16 protein-coding genes are annotated in these 18,009 nt (G+C 64.0%); 3 read left to right on the top strand and 13 right to left on the bottom strand.

Features of this window, described 5'->3' with window-relative positions:
• Nucleotides 1–6: 6 nt before the first annotated feature.
• The 5 genes from GGR33_RS17660 to GGR33_RS17640 form a co-directional block, all read right to left on the bottom strand.
• The gene (locus GGR33_RS17660) at nt 7–936 is read right to left on the bottom strand and encodes a DMT family transporter (protein ID WP_183507588.1); all 930 of its coding nucleotides are present in this window, start codon (nt 934–936) and stop codon (nt 7–9) included.
• 34 nt (nt 937–970) lie between these two features.
• The gene (locus GGR33_RS17655; RefSeq protein WP_183507586.1) at nt 971–2,239 is read right to left on the bottom strand and encodes an arsenic transporter; all 1,269 of its coding nucleotides are present in this window, start codon (nt 2,237–2,239) and stop codon (nt 971–973) included.
• 54 nt (nt 2,240–2,293) lie between these two features.
• Complete coding sequence (locus tag GGR33_RS17650) at nt 2,294–3,409, bottom strand: metallophosphoesterase family protein (protein ID WP_183507584.1); 1,116 nt, start codon at nt 3,407–3,409, stop codon at nt 2,294–2,296.
• 217 nt (nt 3,410–3,626) lie between these two features.
• On the bottom strand, nt 3,627–5,030 hold the full coding sequence (locus GGR33_RS17645; protein WP_183507582.1) for a sigma-54-dependent transcriptional regulator: 1,404 nt from the start codon (nt 5,028–5,030) through the stop codon (nt 3,627–3,629).
• Nucleotides 5,015–6,433 carry a sensor histidine kinase gene (locus GGR33_RS17640; protein WP_210302058.1) on the bottom strand — a complete coding sequence of 473 codons (1,419 nt, stop codon included), beginning with the start codon at nt 6,431–6,433 and terminating at the stop codon, nt 5,015–5,017. The genes GGR33_RS17645 and GGR33_RS17640 overlap by 16 nt, the downstream gene beginning before the upstream one ends.
• Nucleotides 6,434–6,939: 506 nt before the next feature.
• Here GGR33_RS17640 and GGR33_RS17635 point away from each other — a divergent pair.
• On the top strand, nt 6,940–7,389 hold the full coding sequence (locus tag GGR33_RS17635) for a low affinity iron permease family protein (RefSeq protein WP_183507578.1): 450 nt from the start codon (nt 6,940–6,942) through the stop codon (nt 7,387–7,389).
• Nucleotides 7,390–7,448: 59 nt separating this feature from the next.
• On the opposite strand, the gene GGR33_RS17630 is transcribed toward GGR33_RS17635, so the two are convergent.
• The 6 genes from GGR33_RS17630 to GGR33_RS17605 all read right to left on the bottom strand — a co-directional run bounded on the left by GGR33_RS17630 (nt 7,449) and on the right by GGR33_RS17605 (nt 13,347).
• Complete coding sequence (locus GGR33_RS17630) at nt 7,449–8,627, bottom strand: L-dopachrome tautomerase-related protein (RefSeq protein ID WP_183507576.1); 1,179 nt, start codon at nt 8,625–8,627, stop codon at nt 7,449–7,451.
• Between the two features lie 49 nt (nt 8,628–8,676).
• Nucleotides 8,677–9,765: a catalase family protein gene (locus GGR33_RS17625; RefSeq protein WP_183507574.1), complete on the bottom strand. Its 1,089-nt coding sequence runs from the start codon at nt 9,763–9,765 to the stop codon at nt 8,677–8,679.
• Nucleotides 9,766–9,817: 52 nt separating this feature from the next.
• Nucleotides 9,818–10,990 (bottom strand): zinc-dependent alcohol dehydrogenase, encoded by a 1,173-nt coding sequence (locus GGR33_RS17620; RefSeq protein WP_183507571.1) that lies wholly within the window; start codon nt 10,988–10,990, stop codon nt 9,818–9,820.
• Between the two features lie 236 nt (nt 10,991–11,226).
• A complete protein-coding gene (locus GGR33_RS17615; protein ID WP_183507569.1) occupies nt 11,227–12,159 on the bottom strand; it encodes a molybdopterin-dependent oxidoreductase in 933 nt (310 codons plus the stop codon).
• A complete protein-coding gene (locus GGR33_RS17610; RefSeq protein WP_425488792.1) occupies nt 12,156–13,037 on the bottom strand; it encodes a cytochrome b/b6 domain-containing protein in 882 nt (293 codons plus the stop codon). The genes GGR33_RS17615 and GGR33_RS17610 overlap by 4 nt, the downstream gene beginning before the upstream one ends.
• 76 nt (nt 13,038–13,113) lie before the next feature.
• Entirely contained in the window at nt 13,114–13,347 is a 234-nt protein-coding gene (locus tag GGR33_RS17605; protein ID WP_183507567.1) for a hypothetical protein, read from the bottom strand.
• A gap of 435 nt (nt 13,348–13,782) precedes the next feature.
• On the opposite strand from GGR33_RS17605, the gene GGR33_RS17600 reads away from it, so the two are divergent.
• Nucleotides 13,783–15,012, top strand: a complete 1,230-nt coding sequence (locus GGR33_RS17600) for an oxalate decarboxylase family bicupin (protein WP_183507565.1) — start codon at nt 13,783–13,785, stop codon at nt 15,010–15,012.
• 342 nt (nt 15,013–15,354) lie between these two features.
• Here GGR33_RS17600 and GGR33_RS17595 read toward each other — a convergent pair whose 3' ends face one another.
• Both GGR33_RS17595 and GGR33_RS17590 read right to left on the bottom strand, forming a co-directional pair.
• Nucleotides 15,355–16,467: an alkene reductase gene (locus tag GGR33_RS17595; RefSeq protein WP_183507563.1), complete on the bottom strand. Its 1,113-nt coding sequence runs from the start codon at nt 16,465–16,467 to the stop codon at nt 15,355–15,357.
• Between the two features lie 32 nt (nt 16,468–16,499).
• Nucleotides 16,500–17,321 (bottom strand): alpha/beta fold hydrolase, encoded by an 822-nt coding sequence (locus GGR33_RS17590; protein ID WP_183507561.1) that lies wholly within the window; start codon nt 17,319–17,321, stop codon nt 16,500–16,502.
• On the opposite strand from GGR33_RS17590, the gene GGR33_RS17585 reads away from it, so the two are divergent.
• Entirely contained in the window at nt 17,301–17,663 is a 363-nt protein-coding gene (locus GGR33_RS17585; RefSeq protein WP_183507559.1) for a hypothetical protein, read from the top strand. The genes GGR33_RS17590 and GGR33_RS17585 overlap by 21 nt on opposite strands.
• Nucleotides 17,664–18,009: the final 346 nt, after the last annotated feature.

Raw genomic sequence — 18,009 nt, 5'->3', positions numbered from 1 at the left:
CTGCCGTTAGAACACGGAGATGAGCACGATGCCGGCCACCATCACGGTCGCACCGCCGAGACGCGACGGACCCGCGGTGACCTGCTTCATGCCGAGCAAGCCAAAATGGTCGAGAGCGACGGACGTCAATAGGTTGGCGGTGATGAGGAGACCGTTGAAGGCGCCCGCCCCGACCTTGTCCACAAACAGGAGACCGGCGAACACGGCGACCGCACCCGTGAGGCCGGCCAGCGGCATCCACCAGCGCACGCCCTCGACGTCCGTCCGCTGCGGGAGCGGCTTCGGGAGCAGCAGGAAGACCAACACGAACACGAAGACCACCGGCAGGAAGGATACCGTCGCGGCGAGCCACGGGTTGAGGAGGGCACCCCGCAGCTGCGCGTTCCAGACGACGCCGATCGCTTGCAGCGCGCCCGCGACGACGATGAAGGGGTAGAGGAGCCGGCCGTCGAGACCGTGACCGGCATCCTGCTCATGAGTGTCGCCGGGCGTCGCCCGGGCGATGAAGGACACGCCGATCGCCATCAGCAGACCGCCGAGCCAGGGCATCGGCTTGAAGCCTCCTCCCTGCAGACCGAACATTCCAAAGGCATCCAGCGCCAATGAGGTCAGGATATTGGCGGTGAGGGTCAAGCCGTTGAAGGGACCGGCACCGACCTTGTCGACGAAGGCGAGGCCGCCGAACACCGCCACCGCGCCTGCCACACCGCCAAGCGGTGCGTACCACGGCATGGAGGCGAGGTTCTCCATGCTTGGGAGCGGTGCCGGCATGACGAGGAACAGCGTCGCGAAGACGAAGACGATCGGCAGAAACGAGACGGAGGCCGCCAGGAACGGGTTGACGAGATGCCCGCGCAGCTGGGCGTTCATCGAGTTGCCGAGCGCCTGAAGGATGCCGGCGACGATGATGAAGGGGTAGAGTAAGGCGGCGGTCACGCGGGCACGTCTCCGGATCGAAGCGGTTCGGGCGTCAGACGAGGATCAGGGAGGCGAGCGCCAGCACGAGCGCCGGCGGCATCACGAGGAGTCCGAGTTTCAGGAAGGCGAAGGCCGAGACATCCTGGCCCTCGCGGCGGATCGCGGTGAGCCACAGGATGGTGGCCAGCGAGCCTGTCACCGAAAGGTTCGGCCCGAGGTCAACGCCGATCAGGATGGCGCCCGCGACCTTCTCGGAGACGTGAGCGGCCTGGACCGCGGCGCCGGCGAGCAGCCCGGCCGGCAGGTTGTTCACGAGGTTGGAGCCGAACGCCACGATGGCGCCGCCGACCCAGGCCGCCGTGGCGGGGTTCGTCTCCGCCGACCGCTTCAGGACGTCGGCGAGCATGCCGAGCACGCCGGTCTTCTCCAGCGCCTCAACCAGGACGAACAAGCCGGCGACCAGGGGCAGCACGCTCCAGGAGACGTCTTTGACGACCTCTACGAGGCCGCCTCGGTTGATCAGGAGCACGACTAGCGTGGTGGCCAGTCCCGCGGCGAAGGTCGGCAGTCCAAGATCGAGGCCGTAGGCGGACGCTGCGATTAGCAAAGCGCCGGTCGCGGCAATGCCGGCGCCCGCGACCTTACCGCCGAGCGCGAGACGCGGCATCTGCACGTTGGTGGACACTGTTTCGGCGTTCAAATGCGCCCTCTGCGTAAGGTGGAGCACGACGTAGGTCGCCACGACAGCAAGCAGCGACGGCAGAGTGAACGTCGCGAGCCACCGGCCGAGCGGCGGCATGTGCTCGGCGAAGACAACGAGGTTGGCCGGGTTGGAGATCGGCAACATGAAGCTCGCCGCGTTCGCAATGAAGGCACATATGAACAGGTAGGGAAGCGGCTGCTTCACCCCAGCGGCCTTGGTTGCGGCGAAGACGGCGGGCGTGAGCACCACCGCACAGGCGTCGTTCGACAGGAATACCGTCACCACCGTGCCGACGACGTAGACGAGCAGGAAAAGGCGCGTTGCAGAGCCTCTGGCGGTCTGCACCGCGTGCGAGGCGAGCCAGTCGAACAGGCCTTCCTTCCGGGCGATCTCGGAGAGCAGCATCATGCCGACGAGGAACAGGTAGACGTCTGTGCCCTTCAGGACGCCGTCGAGGGCGGTGGCAGGCGCGAGCAGGCCGAGGGCCACGAGGGCGGCCGCGCCAAGCACCGCCCAGATCGCCTCCGGCCAGGAGAAGGGACGAAGTATCACGCCGAGTGTAGCGAGGCCGGCGATGCCCCAGGTCGCGAGGTTGGGTGTCAGGGTGAGAGCGCCCATCGCGTCGGCCGTCCTTGCAGGTATTCGGAGTGAAGGCAGGGGGTGGGTGCCGCGCTACCAGTGCCGCCCGTTGCGGTTCGGCCCCAGCTGCGTGCCGAGCACGCCCCGATCGGGCCAAGGTCCAAGCGCGTCTGCGTCGCTGCCGATCCCTTTCGAGGTCGCGAGCGCAAAGGAGGCACCTGCCGGCTCGACAATGTCCTCGTCACAGGCGCCACCGGCATCGTGGGCGCGGACTGCGAGGCGGTGGCCGCCGGCCGGCCAATCGACATAGGCATGGTAACGACGGTCGTTCTCGTCGGAGCGCATCGGGCTCCAGGGACCGTCATCGATCCTGTACTCACACGCCGCGATGCGGTCATGGCCCAGAACAACGGCGCGGATCTCCGTCTCGCCTGCGACGCGGTGATCCTCAGACTGGGCAAGCCGTCCGTCGGCGGGCGCCGTTATGAGAACGAAGGGCCAGGGTTGGCCGAGTTCCCTGAACCGCCAGGACACGACGCCGCGATCGACCGCCGCGACGGCGTAGCCGACCGGCCCCTCCTCGATCTGTCCTGTGGAGCGGCAGGCGGCGTAGATGGTACGGCCGTCGTTTGAGAGTTCGTTGTAGTGGGTATGCCCCATCTCGACGAGGCGGACGGGACCGCGGTGGACGAGGTCGGCGACGCGCGTCGCCTCGCCGGCATCCGTCAGGTCGGCCGGGTAGCTGTGCATGAACAGGACACAGTCCCGGCCGTGCGCTTCAGCCCCGCGAAGTTCCGCTTCGAGCCACGCGATCTGGTAGCCGCCGAGCCGGAAGTCGGGGCCGCCCGAGCCCGGTCCGCACATATCGAGGAAAAGGCAGCGCGTGCCGGAGACCGTGACCGCGTAGGGCAGTTGCCGCACCCCGAGGCCGCCGTAGAAAGCGTCGAGGCTGCCCGACTCCATATCGTGGTCGCCCGTGATGACGTGCACGGGCAGGCTCAAGCCGTCGAGGCCGATACGGACGAGCTCGTATTGATCGGTGCGCCCGTTGTCGGCGTTGTCGCCGGGAAGGAAGACGAAATCGAGCCCGTCGAGCTCTTCGAGGTGAGCAAGAATGGCCCAGTAGTCGGAGGTATTCTGCGCATCCGGCTCGATCAGGTGCAAGTCGCCCACATGGGCGAAGACCAGGATATCGTCGTGCGTGCTCATCGACGGCTCTATTCGGCCGCGACCACAGGGAGCGAGCTATTCGCTGCGGCCGTCGTGCCGTTCCAGTCGGTCATTCTTGCGTCCGCCAGCTATTCGACGAGAGGCGGAGACGTGCTCGCCTGCTCTGTGTGATCGCTCGACGCAGGGGGCAATGCTCTGTTCCCCGTGTCTGAGCCGGCGCATAGGCTGGACGCGAAAATTTTATCCGATCAGAGACTTATACGCTGCCCAGCACGTCCAGATCGTCGGCTTTCGCGACAGTCGCTGTCGTATCTCGCGACAAGTCGAGGTCCGGCGCTCCGCCGAGGCCGTAGCGTTCGATCTTCGCGTACAGAAGTTGCCGTTGGATCCCGAGACGCCGCGCCGCCTTTGTCCGGTTCCCGCCGGCCTCGGAAAGGGCTGCCACGATCATCGCGCATTCGAGACGCGCGACAGCCCCGGGCAGATCCGCCTCGATGCCGATTTCGATCATGCCGTTCGCACGATGCGACGAGGTTGCAGTTGCGAGATCGAGATCCGACGCCTCGATGAGACGGCTGCGCGTCATCACCGCCGCGCGTTCGACGACGTTGCGCAGCTCCCGGACATTGCCGGGCCAGCGGTGGGAAAGCAGGCGCGTGGAGGCGGTGTCGCCGAGCCGCTTTCCCGACACAGCCAGAAAATGTTCCGCGAGCGGCACGATGTCGGCCAGCCGCTCGCGTAGCGGCGGAATGACGATGGGTATGACGTTGAGGCGGTAGTAAAGGTCGGCGCGGAAACGGTCTTCGGCGACCATGCCCTGCAGGTCCTGGTGAGTGGCGGCGACCACGCGGACATCGACCCGACCTGGTTTTCCGCCGACGGGCGTTACCATCCTGTCCTGGATGACCCGCAGGATCTTCGCCTGCATCATCGGGGACATGTCGCCGATCTCGTCCAGGAACAGCGTACCGCCCTCTGCAAGGTGGAAGGCTCCCGCGCGATCGGACGTTGCTCCGCCCAGGGCGCCGCGGACATGACCGAACAACTCGCTCTCAAGCAGGTCGGCAGGTGTCGCCGCACAGTTGACCGGAACGAAGGGCCGGGCGCGCCGGGCCGAGAAGGCGTGGAGCGCGCGCGCGACCTCTTCCTTTCCCGTGCCGGTCTCCCCCTGGATCAGCACCGTGGCGCCGCTGTCGGCGAGAAGGCCAATCGCCTTCTGAACGCGTCGCATCGCCTCGCTTGAACCGATCAGACCGTTGGCTGCCTCGCACGCCGGCTCCTCTGCGATGTGGGTGGGACTGCAAAGCAACATCGATGCGAGGTTCTCGGCAAGATCGGCGCGGCCGATCGGCTTGGTAAGATGATCGTGCGCGCCGAGTCGCATCGCCTCGATTGTGTTGGCCGGACTCGCAAACGCCGTGAGGACAGTGACGGGCGGCGGATCGGACAGAGCTCGGATCTGCCCCAGGGTTGCGATCCCGTCGAGATCGCCCGGCATGCGCAGATCGAGGAGAACGGCGGCTACGGGTTGTTGCGCAAGCGTGGCCACCGCCTCGCATCCGGACCGGACCGCTAGCGGCGTATGTCCGAGATCCGTCACGGTTTCGGCGAGCCCATCGCGCAGGGCCTCGTCGTCATCGACGATCAGGATGGTTGCCATGGCAGGTCCAGCCAAAATGTGGTCGCGCCCTCTCCTTCGAGGAACATCGTCTTTCCGCGATGGGCGAGCGCAACCTTGTTCACGATCGCGAGGCCTAGGCCCGTACCGTCGGATCGTCCCGTAACGAAAGGTTCGAAGAGACGCGACCGCATCGCCGGATCGATCCCTTGTCCGATGTCGGAGATGAGCAGATGCAGGCGCGGCGCACCCTCGCGGATGATCCGACGAGCGCTCAGGCTCACGAGGCTATCCGGCGGCGCATGCTGCAGGGCGTTCAGCAGAAGATTGTCGAGCGCACGTCGAACCTGCTCTCGATCGATGTGGGGGCGGTCCGAAGAGGGCAGTCCTTCAAAGTCCATCACCATATGAACGCCGCGTTGCCGCGCAAAATCTTCGTGCAGCTGGGAGGTCTCCACAAGAAGGGCGCGGATATCCGTCGGGGCGCGCACAAGCGCGCGCGCCTGGGTCAGACTAAGAAGGTCGCGCAGCAGCGTTTCCACTCGTACGATCTGGCCTAGGATCGCACCAAGCGCGGCCTTGGCCCGCACCGGATCTCCGGCAGCCAAGGCGTTCTCGGCCTTCAGGCGCATTGCCCCGATAGGATTGCGGATCTCATGAGCCACGTCGGCACTCAGCCTCCCGACGGCGGCCATTCGCTCGGCCGCGACGGCTTGTTCACGTGCTTCCTTAAGGCGAGTGCCCGCTGCGTTTAGAGCGTCGACTAGGCGGTCGAGCTCGTATTCGCCTGTAGGTTCGAGGTGAGCGAGATCGGAACCGTCGCTCCTCGGGGCCTCCAGAGCCGCCTCCAGACGCGCGATGCGACGGGCGTAGCCGTAGAGAAAATGTCCGAGGAATCCCGCGGAACCGATCACCGCTACAGCAAGGAAACCAAGGGCCGCCAGAAAGCGTGGATAGGCCGGACCGTCGTTGACGTGAGCCCGGGTCATCGTCCAGGCGGTCAGCCCTGGAACGGGACCGTGCAGCGGACATGCCTGCACCAGGAGTGCCTGCGTCCGGGTCAACCGGTGGCTAACGACTGAACGTCCGAGCTGCCGAGTCTCCGCATTCACTGCGGCGATCGACCCGCGTTCAGCCTCCGGAAGATCCAGTTTGGGGCCTGAGCCCTCATAGGTTGGGAAGGCATAGGCCAGCGAACCGTCGGCGTTGCTCCAGATCCCGCCTTCGATACCGGGCCACCCGCTCAAAGCGTCCGATACAATGCGCGGAAGGTCGGCCGCCTTCCCGTCCGTCGTCTTCTGACCCAATGACAGGCTATAGCGGTCGATGATCGCGCGACAGGCACGCCCGACAGCAAGCTCGGCCTGCGACACCTGCACGGCCGTCGATTGGGTATAGAGACCAAACAGCAGGTATGCCGTCGCCGCCGCCGACGCGAGCAGCATGATCCAGAGGCCGACAAGCCTCGTTTGAAGTCGGTACCGAGTCACGGCCCGATCCGGCCTAATGCATTCATCTCGCTTCCGAAAATTCGCTTCTGCAGCGGCTAGCAATCCATTTGCGATAGTGGGTCAGATCCTTTGAAAAATGACCATCTACCTCTCTTCCATCGTTAGATGGGCGTTTGGCGATGGCCAATCCACTGGTCCGGTCAGTTGCAAGCAAGCACGATGTTTTCCGCCGCCTCGGGCCGGAAGCAGAACGACTGCTCTTGGCATCTGCCCGCCAAAAAGCGGACCATCGGTTCAGGATACCACGATGACGTCAAGGACAGGCAGAACTCAGACCCCTAGTAATTGACCCTTTGAACGGTCCGAGCTGCAGCGCAGGGCTCATCGCGGCCGATCCCATGCAGAGTGGTCCTGCACCTCAGGGAACCACAGCAATATTCTGCGGCTTAGCTGAGCCGGAGGGACGTCGGGGGGCGGTCTCCTGCCCTAGGAGACTGTCTTTGAGCCGCTCCAAGATTTTCACCGCTTTCGCCGGCAAGGTCGCCAAATGGGCAGGCCATCCTATCGCCTTCGCGCTCGGGGTTACTTCTGTCGTCGCTTGGGCAATCAGCGGGCCTGCCTTCCAGTATTCGGAGACGTGGCAGCTCGTGATCAACACGGGCACCACAATCGTGACCTTCCTGATGGTGTTCCTGATTCAGAACTCTCAGAATCGCGATGGTGCCGCAATCCAGGCCAAGCTCGACGAACTCATCCGCGCGAGCGCCGCCCAAAACCGCTACATCGGCATCGAGCACCTAACAGAGGAAGAACTCGACGAGCTTCGCCAGCGTTGCGAGACCCGTGGCAGGGCCGAGCGCTTAGACGATGCCATGGACGCCGCCGACGCCGCCGAGGAACGCGCTCGGAAGATGGCGGCTAGGGCGGCGGAGCGCGTTGCTGGTGGCTAGTTGATTTCTTTCCGAACGCCGTCGAGCCGAAGGGAGGTTAGAAGGGCTGGGCCCCAGCGCTACCGCGATCCTGCTGAACCTGTGACCTCATCCTGGCCGGGCTTGATCGCCCAAAGTTCGCTCGGAAGCGTGATGGGCGCGCCCGCCTTGTAGTCGGCCGAGTCCTGAATGTGTGATGTCGTCACGTAGATCGCGCCGTCCGGCCCTTCGGAGAACGTGTCCGGCCAGCGTAGTTGCGGATCCTGGACCAGTGTCGTCAGTCCGGAATTTGTCCCGGCGAGATCTCGTACCTTCACCGCATTGTCCTGCGGGGAGGACACGTACATTCGACCGTCCTTCTTAGAAATTAGCAGGCCGTCGGCCGGTCCGTTCTCGCCGACCGTGACGATCTTGGAGCCCAGCGTCCGGTCGCTTAGAAGCTCAGGGACGAACGATGCGGTCGCCCAACCGGTCAGGGCATCGGTCGGGATGCTGTAGAGCGTCTTGCCCTTGATGGCCTGCCAGTAAAGCATCTTGCCATCAGGCGAGAGGGCGATGCCATCCGCAGAGAACTCGACGCCGCGCCCGTCCGGCCGGCGCAATGCCTTGCCGTCGTAGGCCACGGTCACCGACTTGTCCGGCATGGTCGTGGGATGACCCGACAGGACGCGTTTGGCGGAGCCGCTGTCGATGTCGACGACGATCAGAGCGCCCTCTGCACCCGAGTCGGTGAGAAACGCCGTCTTGCCATCGGGCGAGATGCGTACGTCGTTGATGTAGGACGCCTGCATCACGGTGCTGGTGTCGAAGGGAATGGTCTTCACGACCTTGCTGGTCTTCAGGTCGATGCCGACGAGCTTGGCGCCATCCTTGACGACGGCCCCCATCGCCGGCGCGGCCGCGTCGACGACCCAGAGTCGATCCTGTCCGTCGGCGACGACGCTCTGCACGCAGACGAAGTGGTTCTTGGGGTCGACCTCGTCCTTCTTCGCGTTGCGCCAGGAATTCCACTCGTCATCGGGGTAGGCGACCGGTTTTCCATCCTTGAGCTCGGCGACCGAGACTGGGGCATCCTCGCTCCAGCGCGGGAAGTTGACGAACATGCGCCCGTCCTTCGCGACGGTGACGCCTGTCACCTGATGCTCGAAGCTCGCGACCTTGGTGAGGTTGCCTTCAGCCCATGCCGAGGCCGCGGTCAGCATGACGCTTCCCATGAGGAGGGTGGCGAGACCCACGCGCGCCTGATCGACTTTCGACATTTTCGCTATTCCAATCCTATGACATCCGGGCTCGGCAGGCACGGACGAGCTACGACACCGCCGGGATTTGCTCGACGCTTGACGTGTCCTCGGAGGCCACCCCGTTTTCGCGGTGTCGGAAGGCGCTCAGCGCCCGGTAGACCTGCAGCCGCGCCCTCATGACGGACCCGAGCGGACGATGCGCCGCTAAGCTGTGGGCCGGGCGGAAGGTCATCACCTCGTCGAAGTAGCGAACCCGGACAGGGGCATAGGCGTCCTGGCGCGGGAGGCGCAGCGTCGCGACGGTCCGGTAGGGGCTAATCGAGACCGGCCAATCGACCGACGCGTCCTCGATGGGCTGCTTCTCCGCGTCCGCCCAGAGCTGCACCTTTAGCTCGTAGACCACCTCGTTCTCCTGGAAGAAGGTGGCTGCGGCATGCCGGAAGCCATTCTCGTCTTCGTGAGGGTCGAGGCGCCATTCCGCTAGGGCGAGCTGCGCCTGCGAGACCGGCACCACGCCGAGCTTGGCCACGTAGTCGCCGTAAAGCACTGGCGCCTGGCTGAAGTAACTGTCGGCCAGAGGATGGCTGTAGGGATGGCCGAAGAAGTCGGCGAGCGCACTCTCGGTCCCGAACGCGTGCAACACCTTGTTGAGGTTACGCATCGTCGAAGAGACGGCGCTCTTGGCCCCCTCCGGTAGCCCTGTAGCCTTGCCGATGACGGTCCCGTCACGAAGGAAGCCGGCCGCAGTCCCGGACGGAAACGTCGTGCCGGTCGCCAGCACGAAGTCCTGGGTGTCGACGGTGTGGCCGGGCAGCTTCTCGCCGGGCACGTCGAACACTTTGATGGACATGCCGCGGTGGGTAGAGACGCGGTCGCCGAGCGTCTCTCCGGGGCCCTGTGCGAACCGCACCGCTACGGGGTAGGTCCCGGGCGTGGCGAACAAACCTTGCGCCAATTCCGACGGCAGGCCGGCGGAAATCGTCAGTTCTCCGGTGACGCATGCCGAACTCTTGGCGTGGCTCGCCCGCACGGCATGGTGCTCGCGAGCCTCGACCGTCTCGGATTGCTGCGTCATCCCCTTGACGATGCCGTCTATCGTCTCCTGCTCGTCCGCGGCGGGCTTCTCGATATCGGCTGCGTATCGCAGATAAGTCATGTTTATCCTCGCGGAATTGATCAGGAGAAAATTCGACTACGGCTGAGCAAAGTTAGCTTGGGTGGAAGACCACCTTCACGCAACCGTCCTTCTTGTCCTTGAAAGTATTGTATAGATCCGGCCCGTCAGCGAGATTCGTCGAGCGATGGGTAATCATCGACGTAGTGTCAATTTTGCCCTCTTGGATCAGCTTAGTCAGTGGTTTCAGGTAGCGCTTCACGTGAGTCTGACCGCTCTTGATGGTCAGACCTTTCTGGACGACGGAGCCCATGTTGATCGGCACCGGACCGCCATAGACGCCGGGCACCGAGACGATGCCGCAGGGCCGTACCGCCTTGATCGCCTCACCGAGCACGTAGGGCCGCTGCGTCGCCGTCAGCTTCTCCTGGACAGCCGCGAGCGCGCCGCTAATGCCGCCATGGCCGGAGGCTTCCATGCCGACGCAGTCGATCACGCCGTCGGCGCCTGCGCCCTTGCTGATCTCCTTGATCCGCTCGAACACGTCTTCGTGCTCGAAGTCGATGATGTCGGTCGCCCCAGCCTTGCGCGCCATTGCGATGCGCTCCGGCACCGCTTCGATGACGATGATGCGCTCTGCCCCCATGATCTTGGCCGATTGGATCGCGAACAGCCCGACCGGGCCGGCACCCCAGATGGCGATGATTTCACCGCCCTGGATCTCGCAGTGCTCTGCGCCCTGCCATCCGGTCGGCAGGATGTCGGTAAGGAAGAGGACGGACTCGTCGTCCATGCCCTCCGGCACCAGCATCGGCGCGACGTCGGCCATGGGAACGCGGACGTACTCGGCTTGGCCGCCAGCGTAGCCACCGGTGAGGTGGGAGTATCCGAATAGGCCTGCCGTAGTGTAGCCAAACTGCTCGGCGGCCATCTCGGCGTTGCGGTTCGAGCGCTCGCAGACCGAGAAGTTGCCGAGCTTGCATTGTCGGCACTCGCCGCAATTGATGTTGAAGGGCACGACGATGCGGTCGCCCTTCTTGAACTTCTTGTGCGCCCCGCCGACTTCGACAACCTCGCCCATGAACTCGTGGCCGAGCACATCGCCGCTCTTCATGGTCGGCATCAAACCGTCCATGAGGTGGAGGTCGGAGCCGCAGATCGCACACGACGTCACCTTGATGACGACGTCGCGCGGATCCTCGATGATCGGGTCCGGCACCGTATCGCAGCGAATATCGTTCTTGCCGTGCCAGCACAGTGCTTTCATCAAACGGCTCCTGCGAGACCCGCAGACGGTGGCCTCGTTCAGTATTTGGGAAGGGTGGGGAACCGTGCGACGACGCATGCGGTCCTGCGAGCAACCGTACCCAATCCGAACTGTTCCCGGCTTTTGAGCTGGACAGCGCCAGAACTGGATCGGGAAGGACGGAGACAGACGGCTCAAGCTCGGCGAGCACGTTCCCTAGCCCTGCCGTTCGCCAGCCACCTCGCTTGGGGCTTCAGTCAGATTCCGGCGTACCAGGCGTAGCCCTGATCCTCCCAATATCCGCCCTTGCCATCGCCGATGTGGGCAAAACTCTCGACCACCTCGATGCGCATCACGTACTTCGCCTGTTTGTAGCCGAGGTTCCGTTCGACGCGCAGCCGCAGCGGGGCGCCGTTCGAAACGGGAAGTGCTTTGCCGTTCATGTCGTAGGCGAGGATCGTCTGCGGATGGAACGCGTCCACAAGGTCGAGGCTCTCGTAGTACCTGACCGGCGATCCGCCGCTGGCTCCGGTCTCTGCCGAACCCTGCTGGCCACCGGCATCCTTCCTGCTCTCCCCGGTGCCCGCCTGCTTGGTCATGGCCGGGTTGGCGTTGCCAACGGGGGTCATCTCGTCGGAGCCGGCATCCTGCGCGTCGTCCGATCCGCCGTCATCCTCGCCGTGATCCATCGTGTCGGCGCAGTGGAACATGACGTAGCGCGCCTCCGGCTTGAGCTTGGCCCGAGTCAGAAGATCGGCGAGCGGCACCCCGGTCCATTTGCCGATAGCGCTCCAGCCCTCGACGCAATCATGCCGGGTGACTTGCGTGCGAGCCGGAAGCTTACGGAGCTCCGCCAGGGACAACTTGAAGGGGGCCTCGACGAGGCCGGCGACCTCCAGGTGGTATTTGGCGAATTTGCCTTTCGCTAGGGCTTTGTAGGGCTTGTCCGGCGGGTCCTCGGTGCCGTTCGGCTTGAACCACGGCGAGATGTCGGCCTCGGCGTATTCAGGGGCCAAGGAGCGTTCGGTCAGGAGCAGGCGCTGGACGAAGAGGTTGGCGTCCTCTCCGGTCTTGAGCGTGCGCTGGAACCATTCCGTGTTGCCGAGGCGGTCGCAGCCGCCGAGCATGGCTGCAGCGGCTACGGCTGAGGCCCCAGTCAGGAGGGCGCGTCGGCTCGGACGAAGACTCATGCCCTGGGCTCCCCTGCGACGCCGGCCGGCACGACCTTGCGCTCGATCACAAACCAGCCGGTGATCATGCCGCGCATGTTGTTCCAAAAGCCGGAGAGCACGACCAAGGCGACATGTACGATCACGAACAGGGCCAGCAGCCCCGCCACGACGAAGTGGACCGTGCGCGCCGACTGCCGTCCATCGAACAGCGTCAGCAGGAATGGGAACGCCGCATCCATCGCGGGAGACATCGCAAGGCCCGCCAGCACCTGCACGGGCAGCAGCACGAACAGGACCACGAGGTAGGTGAGCTTCTGGATGACGTTGTATCGCTTGGCCTCGTCGCCTTGCGGGAAACGCAGCGTCACGTGCTCCCACACCGACGCGCCGAAATGGCGGACCTGGTCGCGGGACGGGATGACCCGGAAACGAAGCTGCCCGCTGATCACCCCGTAGAGCAGGTAGGCGAGGCCGTTCAGGACGAAGGCCCAGGCGAAGAAGAAGTGCCAGGAGCGGCCGCCGGTAAGATCCTGGTCGCTCGGCAAGGTCAACCAAGAGGGAAAGCCGCGATCCGCCGGCTCGCCGTCGGCACCCGCCGAGGAGCCAAGCCAGCCGGTGGTGTCGAAGGTTTTCCCGAACATTGTCGTGACGCCTTTGGGCGGGTCGTCCTCGGTAGAGGACATCGCCATCAATGGCGTGTCGAAGGTCGAGATGTTGCCCCAGTACAGGGCCGGATGGGCGTTGAAGATCTGCAGGCCGCTCATGAGCAAGACCAGAAGACAGATCGCATTGATCCAGTGTGTGATGCGGATGACGACGGGATGCCGGAACATCCAACGGCGACGCTCGACTTCGCCGGTCTCGGGCGCAGAGTGGGTCAAGTAGGTTCGGGCCAAGCGGTCATCCTCGAAATCGTGGCCGCCAGATAGAGGTCCCTGTTCAGGGACCTCCGGAAGTATCGGGCGTGTAAGATCACATGCCGCCGTTCATCATACGGTTCTTCATCATGCGGCGCTTCATCATCTTCTTCCGCATCATGCGCTTCTTCATCATCATTCGATCGCCCTGCATCATGCGCACCTGGGTGACGCCGCTCTCGGACTGGATGCCATTGACGGACATCGGTGCAGCCGTGGCTGAACCGGCCGCGAAGGCGACACCGCCAAGGGCGGTCAACGCGGTCAAGGCAAGCGTGAACTTGTTCATGAGATTTCTCCTGTAAAGCCGAATTTTTTATCCAGCCGACAGGGCAACAAGATCATTCTATTGTTGTTCAATAAATGCAGACTTATTATCTACGTTGCAGTATTTCGACAATACTCATCGCGCACTGAAGCCAGGGCTTCGCGCGTGGAAACGATCGTTCTTCCAGTATGGCTACGGGCTCGGGCCGCGATTAGTTTCAGGCACACCACGCTAATCGTTCGAGGCGGTGACCGGATTTCCGCTGTCGACTGTCCGGCACCGGATCGCAAGACCAAGGAAAAGGGCGCACCAAGTCGCCCCAGCGGACGAACCGGATCGAACAAGACGTGAGCTGCAGCGTTCGCGCTGGACGTCTCCCACGCGGCCAGGATGGTCGCCCGCGAGACGTTCACGATCAATGACAGCCCGTTCATCCGCTCGAATCAAGGACCATTCATGGACGACATGTCACGTCGCGGCTTCATCGCAGCCGCCACGGTCGGAGCAGCGACCATGCCGACAAGCCCACGAGCGCAAGGCGCAACCGCGGATGGCCCAATCCCCATTCGAGGGGGTGACGGCGCGGACGTGCTCGGCCCTCGCAATCCGGCCCGCGAGGCGCAGGACCGTTGGACCGTCGCGCCGCCCAAGACCGATCACGGGACCCTGCCGAACCTGAAATGGTCGTTCGCCGACAGCCATATGCGGCTCGAAGAGGGCGGCTGGGCTCGTCAAACCACCATCCGCGAACTGCCGATCTCCAAGGCCATGTCCGGCGTCAACATGCGGCTCAAGGCCAATGCCGTCCGGGAGATGCATTGGCACAAGGAAGCCGAGTGGGCCTACATGCTGAAGGGCAAGGCGCGGGTCACCGCAATCGATCAGGACGGACGCACCTTCGCCGACGATCTGGGTGAAGGCGACCTCTGGTACTTCCCCTCCGGCATCCCGCACTCGATCCAGGGGCTGGAGAGCGAGGTCGACGGCTGCGAGTTCCTCCTCGTCTTCGATGACGGCGCCTTCTCCGAGGATTCCACCTTTTTGATCACCGATTGGCTCGCGCACACGCCCAAGGATGTGCTCGCCAAGAACTTCGGCCTTCCCGAGAGCGCGTTCGCCAACATTCCCGAGAAGGAACTGTACATTTTCCCCGCGCCGAAACCCGGCACGCTGGCCGGCGACAGATTGGAGGGCGCCGGTCCCGTGCCGAACCCGTTCGTCCACCGCATGACCGCGCAGGATCCCATTCGAACCAAGGGCGGTACGGTGCGCATCACCGACTCGTCTTTGTTCAAAGCCTCGAAGACGATTGCCGCCGCCCTCTTCGAGCTCGAACCCGGGGCCTTGCGGGAGATGCACTGGCATCCGAACGGCGACGAGTGGCAATACTACCTCTCGGGAAAGGGCCGGATGACGGTGTTCGGATCGGAATCGAAGGCACGCACTTTCGATTACCAAGCTGGGGATGTTGGTTACGTTCCGTTCGCCATGGGTCACTACATCGAGAATACCGGCAGCGAGAAGCTGACCTTTCTCGAGATGTTCCGCAGTCCAAACTACGCCGATCTCTCACTGGCGCAGTGGATGGCCCTGACTCCGCATGCCCTCGTGCAAGCGCATACGAAGCTGGAGCGTGCCAACATCGACGGGCTGCCGACGCGCAAGAACCTAGTCGTGCCGGCGTAGTGAATTGAGGATCAATCTGAGGCCGTGCCGATAGTCGGCACGGCCACGCATCCGGGCGACGCTGCTCTTGACGGCTCGCGCCTGCCGAACGTCCACTTGTTAAAAATGGCGTTCGAAGACGGACTAGGAGTTATCTAACCTTCTCAGTTGCAGCGCTTACGTCCGCTTCGAGGCGGTCGTAAAACCAACTCGAACGACAGTTTTTGGCGCGATCCGGCCCGGTGGCATGAAGGCCCCTCGACGTCGGCATCGAGGGTGCTCTTCGACTTCCGGCACGATGCTAACCAGATAATGGAGATCGAGTCGGTCGCGGTCGGCGATGGGCTGATCTCCGAAGGGCAATCAGCGCCGTACCAGCACCGGCCCGTCCATGCCTGGCCAGTCGGAGTAGCCGGTCGCACCGCCGCCGTACCAATATTGCTTGGGCGCCTCGGCTAATGGTGCCCCGCTCGCCAGCCGCCCGACTAGGTCGGGGTTCGCGAGGTAAGGCCGGCCGAAGCTGAACAGATCGGCGCGGCCCTCGGCTAGTTCCTTCTCAGCGAGATCCAGGGTGTTCTGGTTGTTGCCGATATAGGCGCCCTCGAACCGGCGACGCAGGTCAAGGAAGTCGACGCCGTCCGGCACGTCGCGGGTCTGCTGGGTCACGCCTTCGATCGTGTGGATGTACAGCAGACCGTAGGCGTTGAGTGCGTCGACATAGGCGCCGAAGGTCTCGTGCGTGGTCGAATCGAGCGGGGTCTCGCCAGGTTGTGTGGTGGCGGGCGAGAGGCGGATGCCGACGCGGTTACCGCCGCCCCAGGCCTCGGTGACGGCCTCGACCACCGCTAGCGGGAAGCGCAGGCGGTTCTCGATCGAGCCGCCGTACCGATCGGTGCGCTTGTTGGTGGAATCGCGGACGAACTGCTCCAGCAGGTAGTTATTGGCGGAATGAATCTCGACGCCGTCGAAGCCGGCGCGCTTGGCGTTCTCGGCGGCGCGGCGATAATGCTCGACGATACCGGGGATCTCGTCGGTCTCGAGCGCGCGCGGCGTGACGTGCTCCTTCATGCCGCCTTCGGTGAAAGCGCTGCCCGTCGGTTTGATCGCCGAAGCCGAGACCGGGAGCTGACCGTCAGGCTGAACGTCCGGGTGCGAGATGCGGCCAGTATGCCAGAGTTGCAGGAAGATCCGGCCATCGTTGGCGTGGACCGTCGATGTGATCTTCTGCCAGCTTTCGACCTGCGCTTCGGTCCAGATGCCGGGGGTGTAGGCGTAACCGACGGCCTGAGGCGAGATGTTGGTCGCCTCCGAGATGATCAGGCCGGCATTCGAGCGTTGGCCGTAATAATCCTGGGCGAAATCCGGTGGCACGCCCTGTGTCGACGAGCGGCTGCGCGTCAGCGGCGCCATCACAATGCGGTTCTTAAGTTCCAGGTCACCGATCGTGACGGGCTGGAGGATCGGGCTCGTTGTCATGGTTCCTCGGATCGTGGTGAGCGGAAAGCGGGTCAGCCCTTCAGGAAGGTGATGAGATCCCTGTTCAGCCGCTCGGCATGGGTGAACGGCACGGCGTGCGGCGCGCCTCCGTAGATGACGAGTTCGGCACCGGGGATCGAGGCGGCTGTGGCCTTGCCCGACACGTCGATCGGTACGGTCTGGTCGGCATCGCCGTGGATGACGAGGGTCGGCACGTGAAACGCGCTCATGTCGGCGCGGAAATCGGTCTCGCCGAAGGCTGTCACGCTGGCGATCGTCGCCTTCGGCGAGGCGAGCATCGCGAGGTTGCCGGTCCACTGGATCAGGTCGGACGAGACCGGAGACGAGATCATCCCGACCCCGAAGAAGGTCTTGGAGAAGGTCGCTATGAAGTTCGGACGGTCGTTCTTCAGCCCGGCGATCATGCCGTCGAACACTGATGCGTCAACGCCCTTTGGGTTGTCGGCGGCCTTGAGCATGTAGGGCGTCACCGCCGAGACGAGCGCCGTTCGGGTCACCCGGGCGCCGCCGTGACGGCTCATGTAACGGGCGATTTCGCCGCCGCCCATCGAGAACCCGACCAACGCCACGTCCTGCAGATCGAGGGCGTCGAGCACAGACTTCAGGTCGTCGGCGAAGGTGTCGTAATCGTAGCCGCACCAGGTCTGATCCGAACGGCCAAAGCCGCGGCGGTCGTAGGCGACGGTGCGCAGGCCCGCCTCGGTGAGCGCCAGCTGCTGGAACTCCCACATGTCCGCGTCCAGCGGCCAGCCGTGGATCAGCACCACCGGCCGACCGCTTCCCCAATCCTTGCAGAAGAGCTGTGTGCCGTCATGGGCCGCAATGAAAGGCATGGTGGTCTCTCCGTTCGAACGATCTTCTCTCCGGAGACCGGCTCTGGCCCGCGTTGGTTCCCCGGGGTGAAGCCTCCGCGAGCGGAGCGCGCTGCAATCAATGACGCAATCAACAACCGAGAAACCGTCATCAATCGTCTCAAAGAGTTTCTCGAAGCGGCTTCGATCGCTGTCGAGCGCAACAAGTCGAGCTTGCGCGTCGCTCTGCCGAAGCGCGCTTTGCTGATCGGTCGTGTCTGTTTCCAGCGATCCGTCTCAATACCCGAACGGCGGCATCGATCCGTCGGTATCGGGCTGGAGGCTAACAGAGCGCGCCTGCTCATAATCCAGGAGTTTCGATGAGGAATGGTCCCCTCGGCGGCAAAGGCATTTGCCGGCATCAAAATTCTCGGACGAAACCTGGTTGGATTGCTCGCTTCATTGCGGCAGGCCGAGGTGTTTTTATCGATATCTGGTTTGGTGGTGCTGACAGCGTTCGTCGAGAGACGCCATGGGCGCAAAGCCGAAGGTCCGCTTGTAGGCGTTGAGCCAACTTCCGCTAGCCATCCCGAATTGAAGTTGCCGGCGGGCCGACGAACGGCTGCTCCGGATAAGCGCCGGTGCTGGTCCGGGCCACTAGTTTAAGTTCGGAAGTAGAGCGGCTGAGTTGGTTGGATCTTTGCCGGTCCGCTCCCTTGCGGCGGATACG

The sequence above is a fragment of the Methylobacterium brachythecii genome (assembly GCF_014196345.1).
GTDB classification, from domain to species: domain Bacteria; phylum Pseudomonadota; class Alphaproteobacteria; order Rhizobiales; family Beijerinckiaceae; genus Methylobacterium; species Methylobacterium brachythecii.
Note: the sequence above shows the minus strand (reverse complement) of the source record. Positions and strands in the feature narration are given on the sequence as shown.

Bases quoted from the DNA above. Each gene is read 5' to 3' on its own strand.
- GGR33_RS17655 (WP_183507586.1), bottom strand. From the start codon at position 2,239: ATGGGCGCTCTCACCCTGACACCCAACCTCGCGACCTGGGGCATCGCC.
- GGR33_RS17650 (WP_183507584.1), bottom strand. From the start codon at position 3,409: ATGAGCACGCACGACGATATCCTGGTCTTCGCCCATGTGGGCGACTTG.
- GGR33_RS17645 (WP_183507582.1), bottom strand. From the start codon at position 5,030: ATGGCAACCATCCTGATCGTCGATGACGACGAGGCCCTGCGCGATGGG.
- GGR33_RS17640 (WP_210302058.1), bottom strand. From the start codon at position 6,433: ATGCTGCTCGCGTCGGCGGCGGCGACGGCATACCTGCTGTTTGGTCTC.
- GGR33_RS17630 (WP_183507576.1), bottom strand. From the start codon at position 8,627: ATGTCGAAAGTCGATCAGGCGCGCGTGGGTCTCGCCACCCTCCTCATG.
- GGR33_RS17625 (WP_183507574.1), bottom strand. From the start codon at position 9,765: ATGACTTATCTGCGATACGCAGCCGATATCGAGAAGCCCGCCGCGGAC.
- GGR33_RS17620 (WP_183507571.1), bottom strand. From the start codon at position 10,990: ATGAAAGCACTGTGCTGGCACGGCAAGAACGATATTCGCTGCGATACG.
- GGR33_RS17615 (WP_183507569.1), bottom strand. From the start codon at position 12,159: ATGAGTCTTCGTCCGAGCCGACGCGCCCTCCTGACTGGGGCCTCAGCC.
- GGR33_RS17605 (WP_183507567.1), bottom strand. From the start codon at position 13,347: ATGAACAAGTTCACGCTTGCCTTGACCGCGTTGACCGCCCTTGGCGGT.
- GGR33_RS17600 (WP_183507565.1), top strand. From the start codon at position 13,783: ATGGACGACATGTCACGTCGCGGCTTCATCGCAGCCGCCACGGTCGGA.
- GGR33_RS17595 (WP_183507563.1), bottom strand. From the start codon at position 16,467: ATGACAACGAGCCCGATCCTCCAGCCCGTCACGATCGGTGACCTGGAA.
- GGR33_RS17585 (WP_183507559.1), top strand. From the start codon at position 17,301: ATGGGCCGCAATGAAAGGCATGGTGGTCTCTCCGTTCGAACGATCTTC.
- GGR33_RS17590 (WP_183507561.1), bottom strand. From the start codon at position 17,321: ATGCCTTTCATTGCGGCCCATGACGGCACACAGCTCTTCTGCAAGGAT.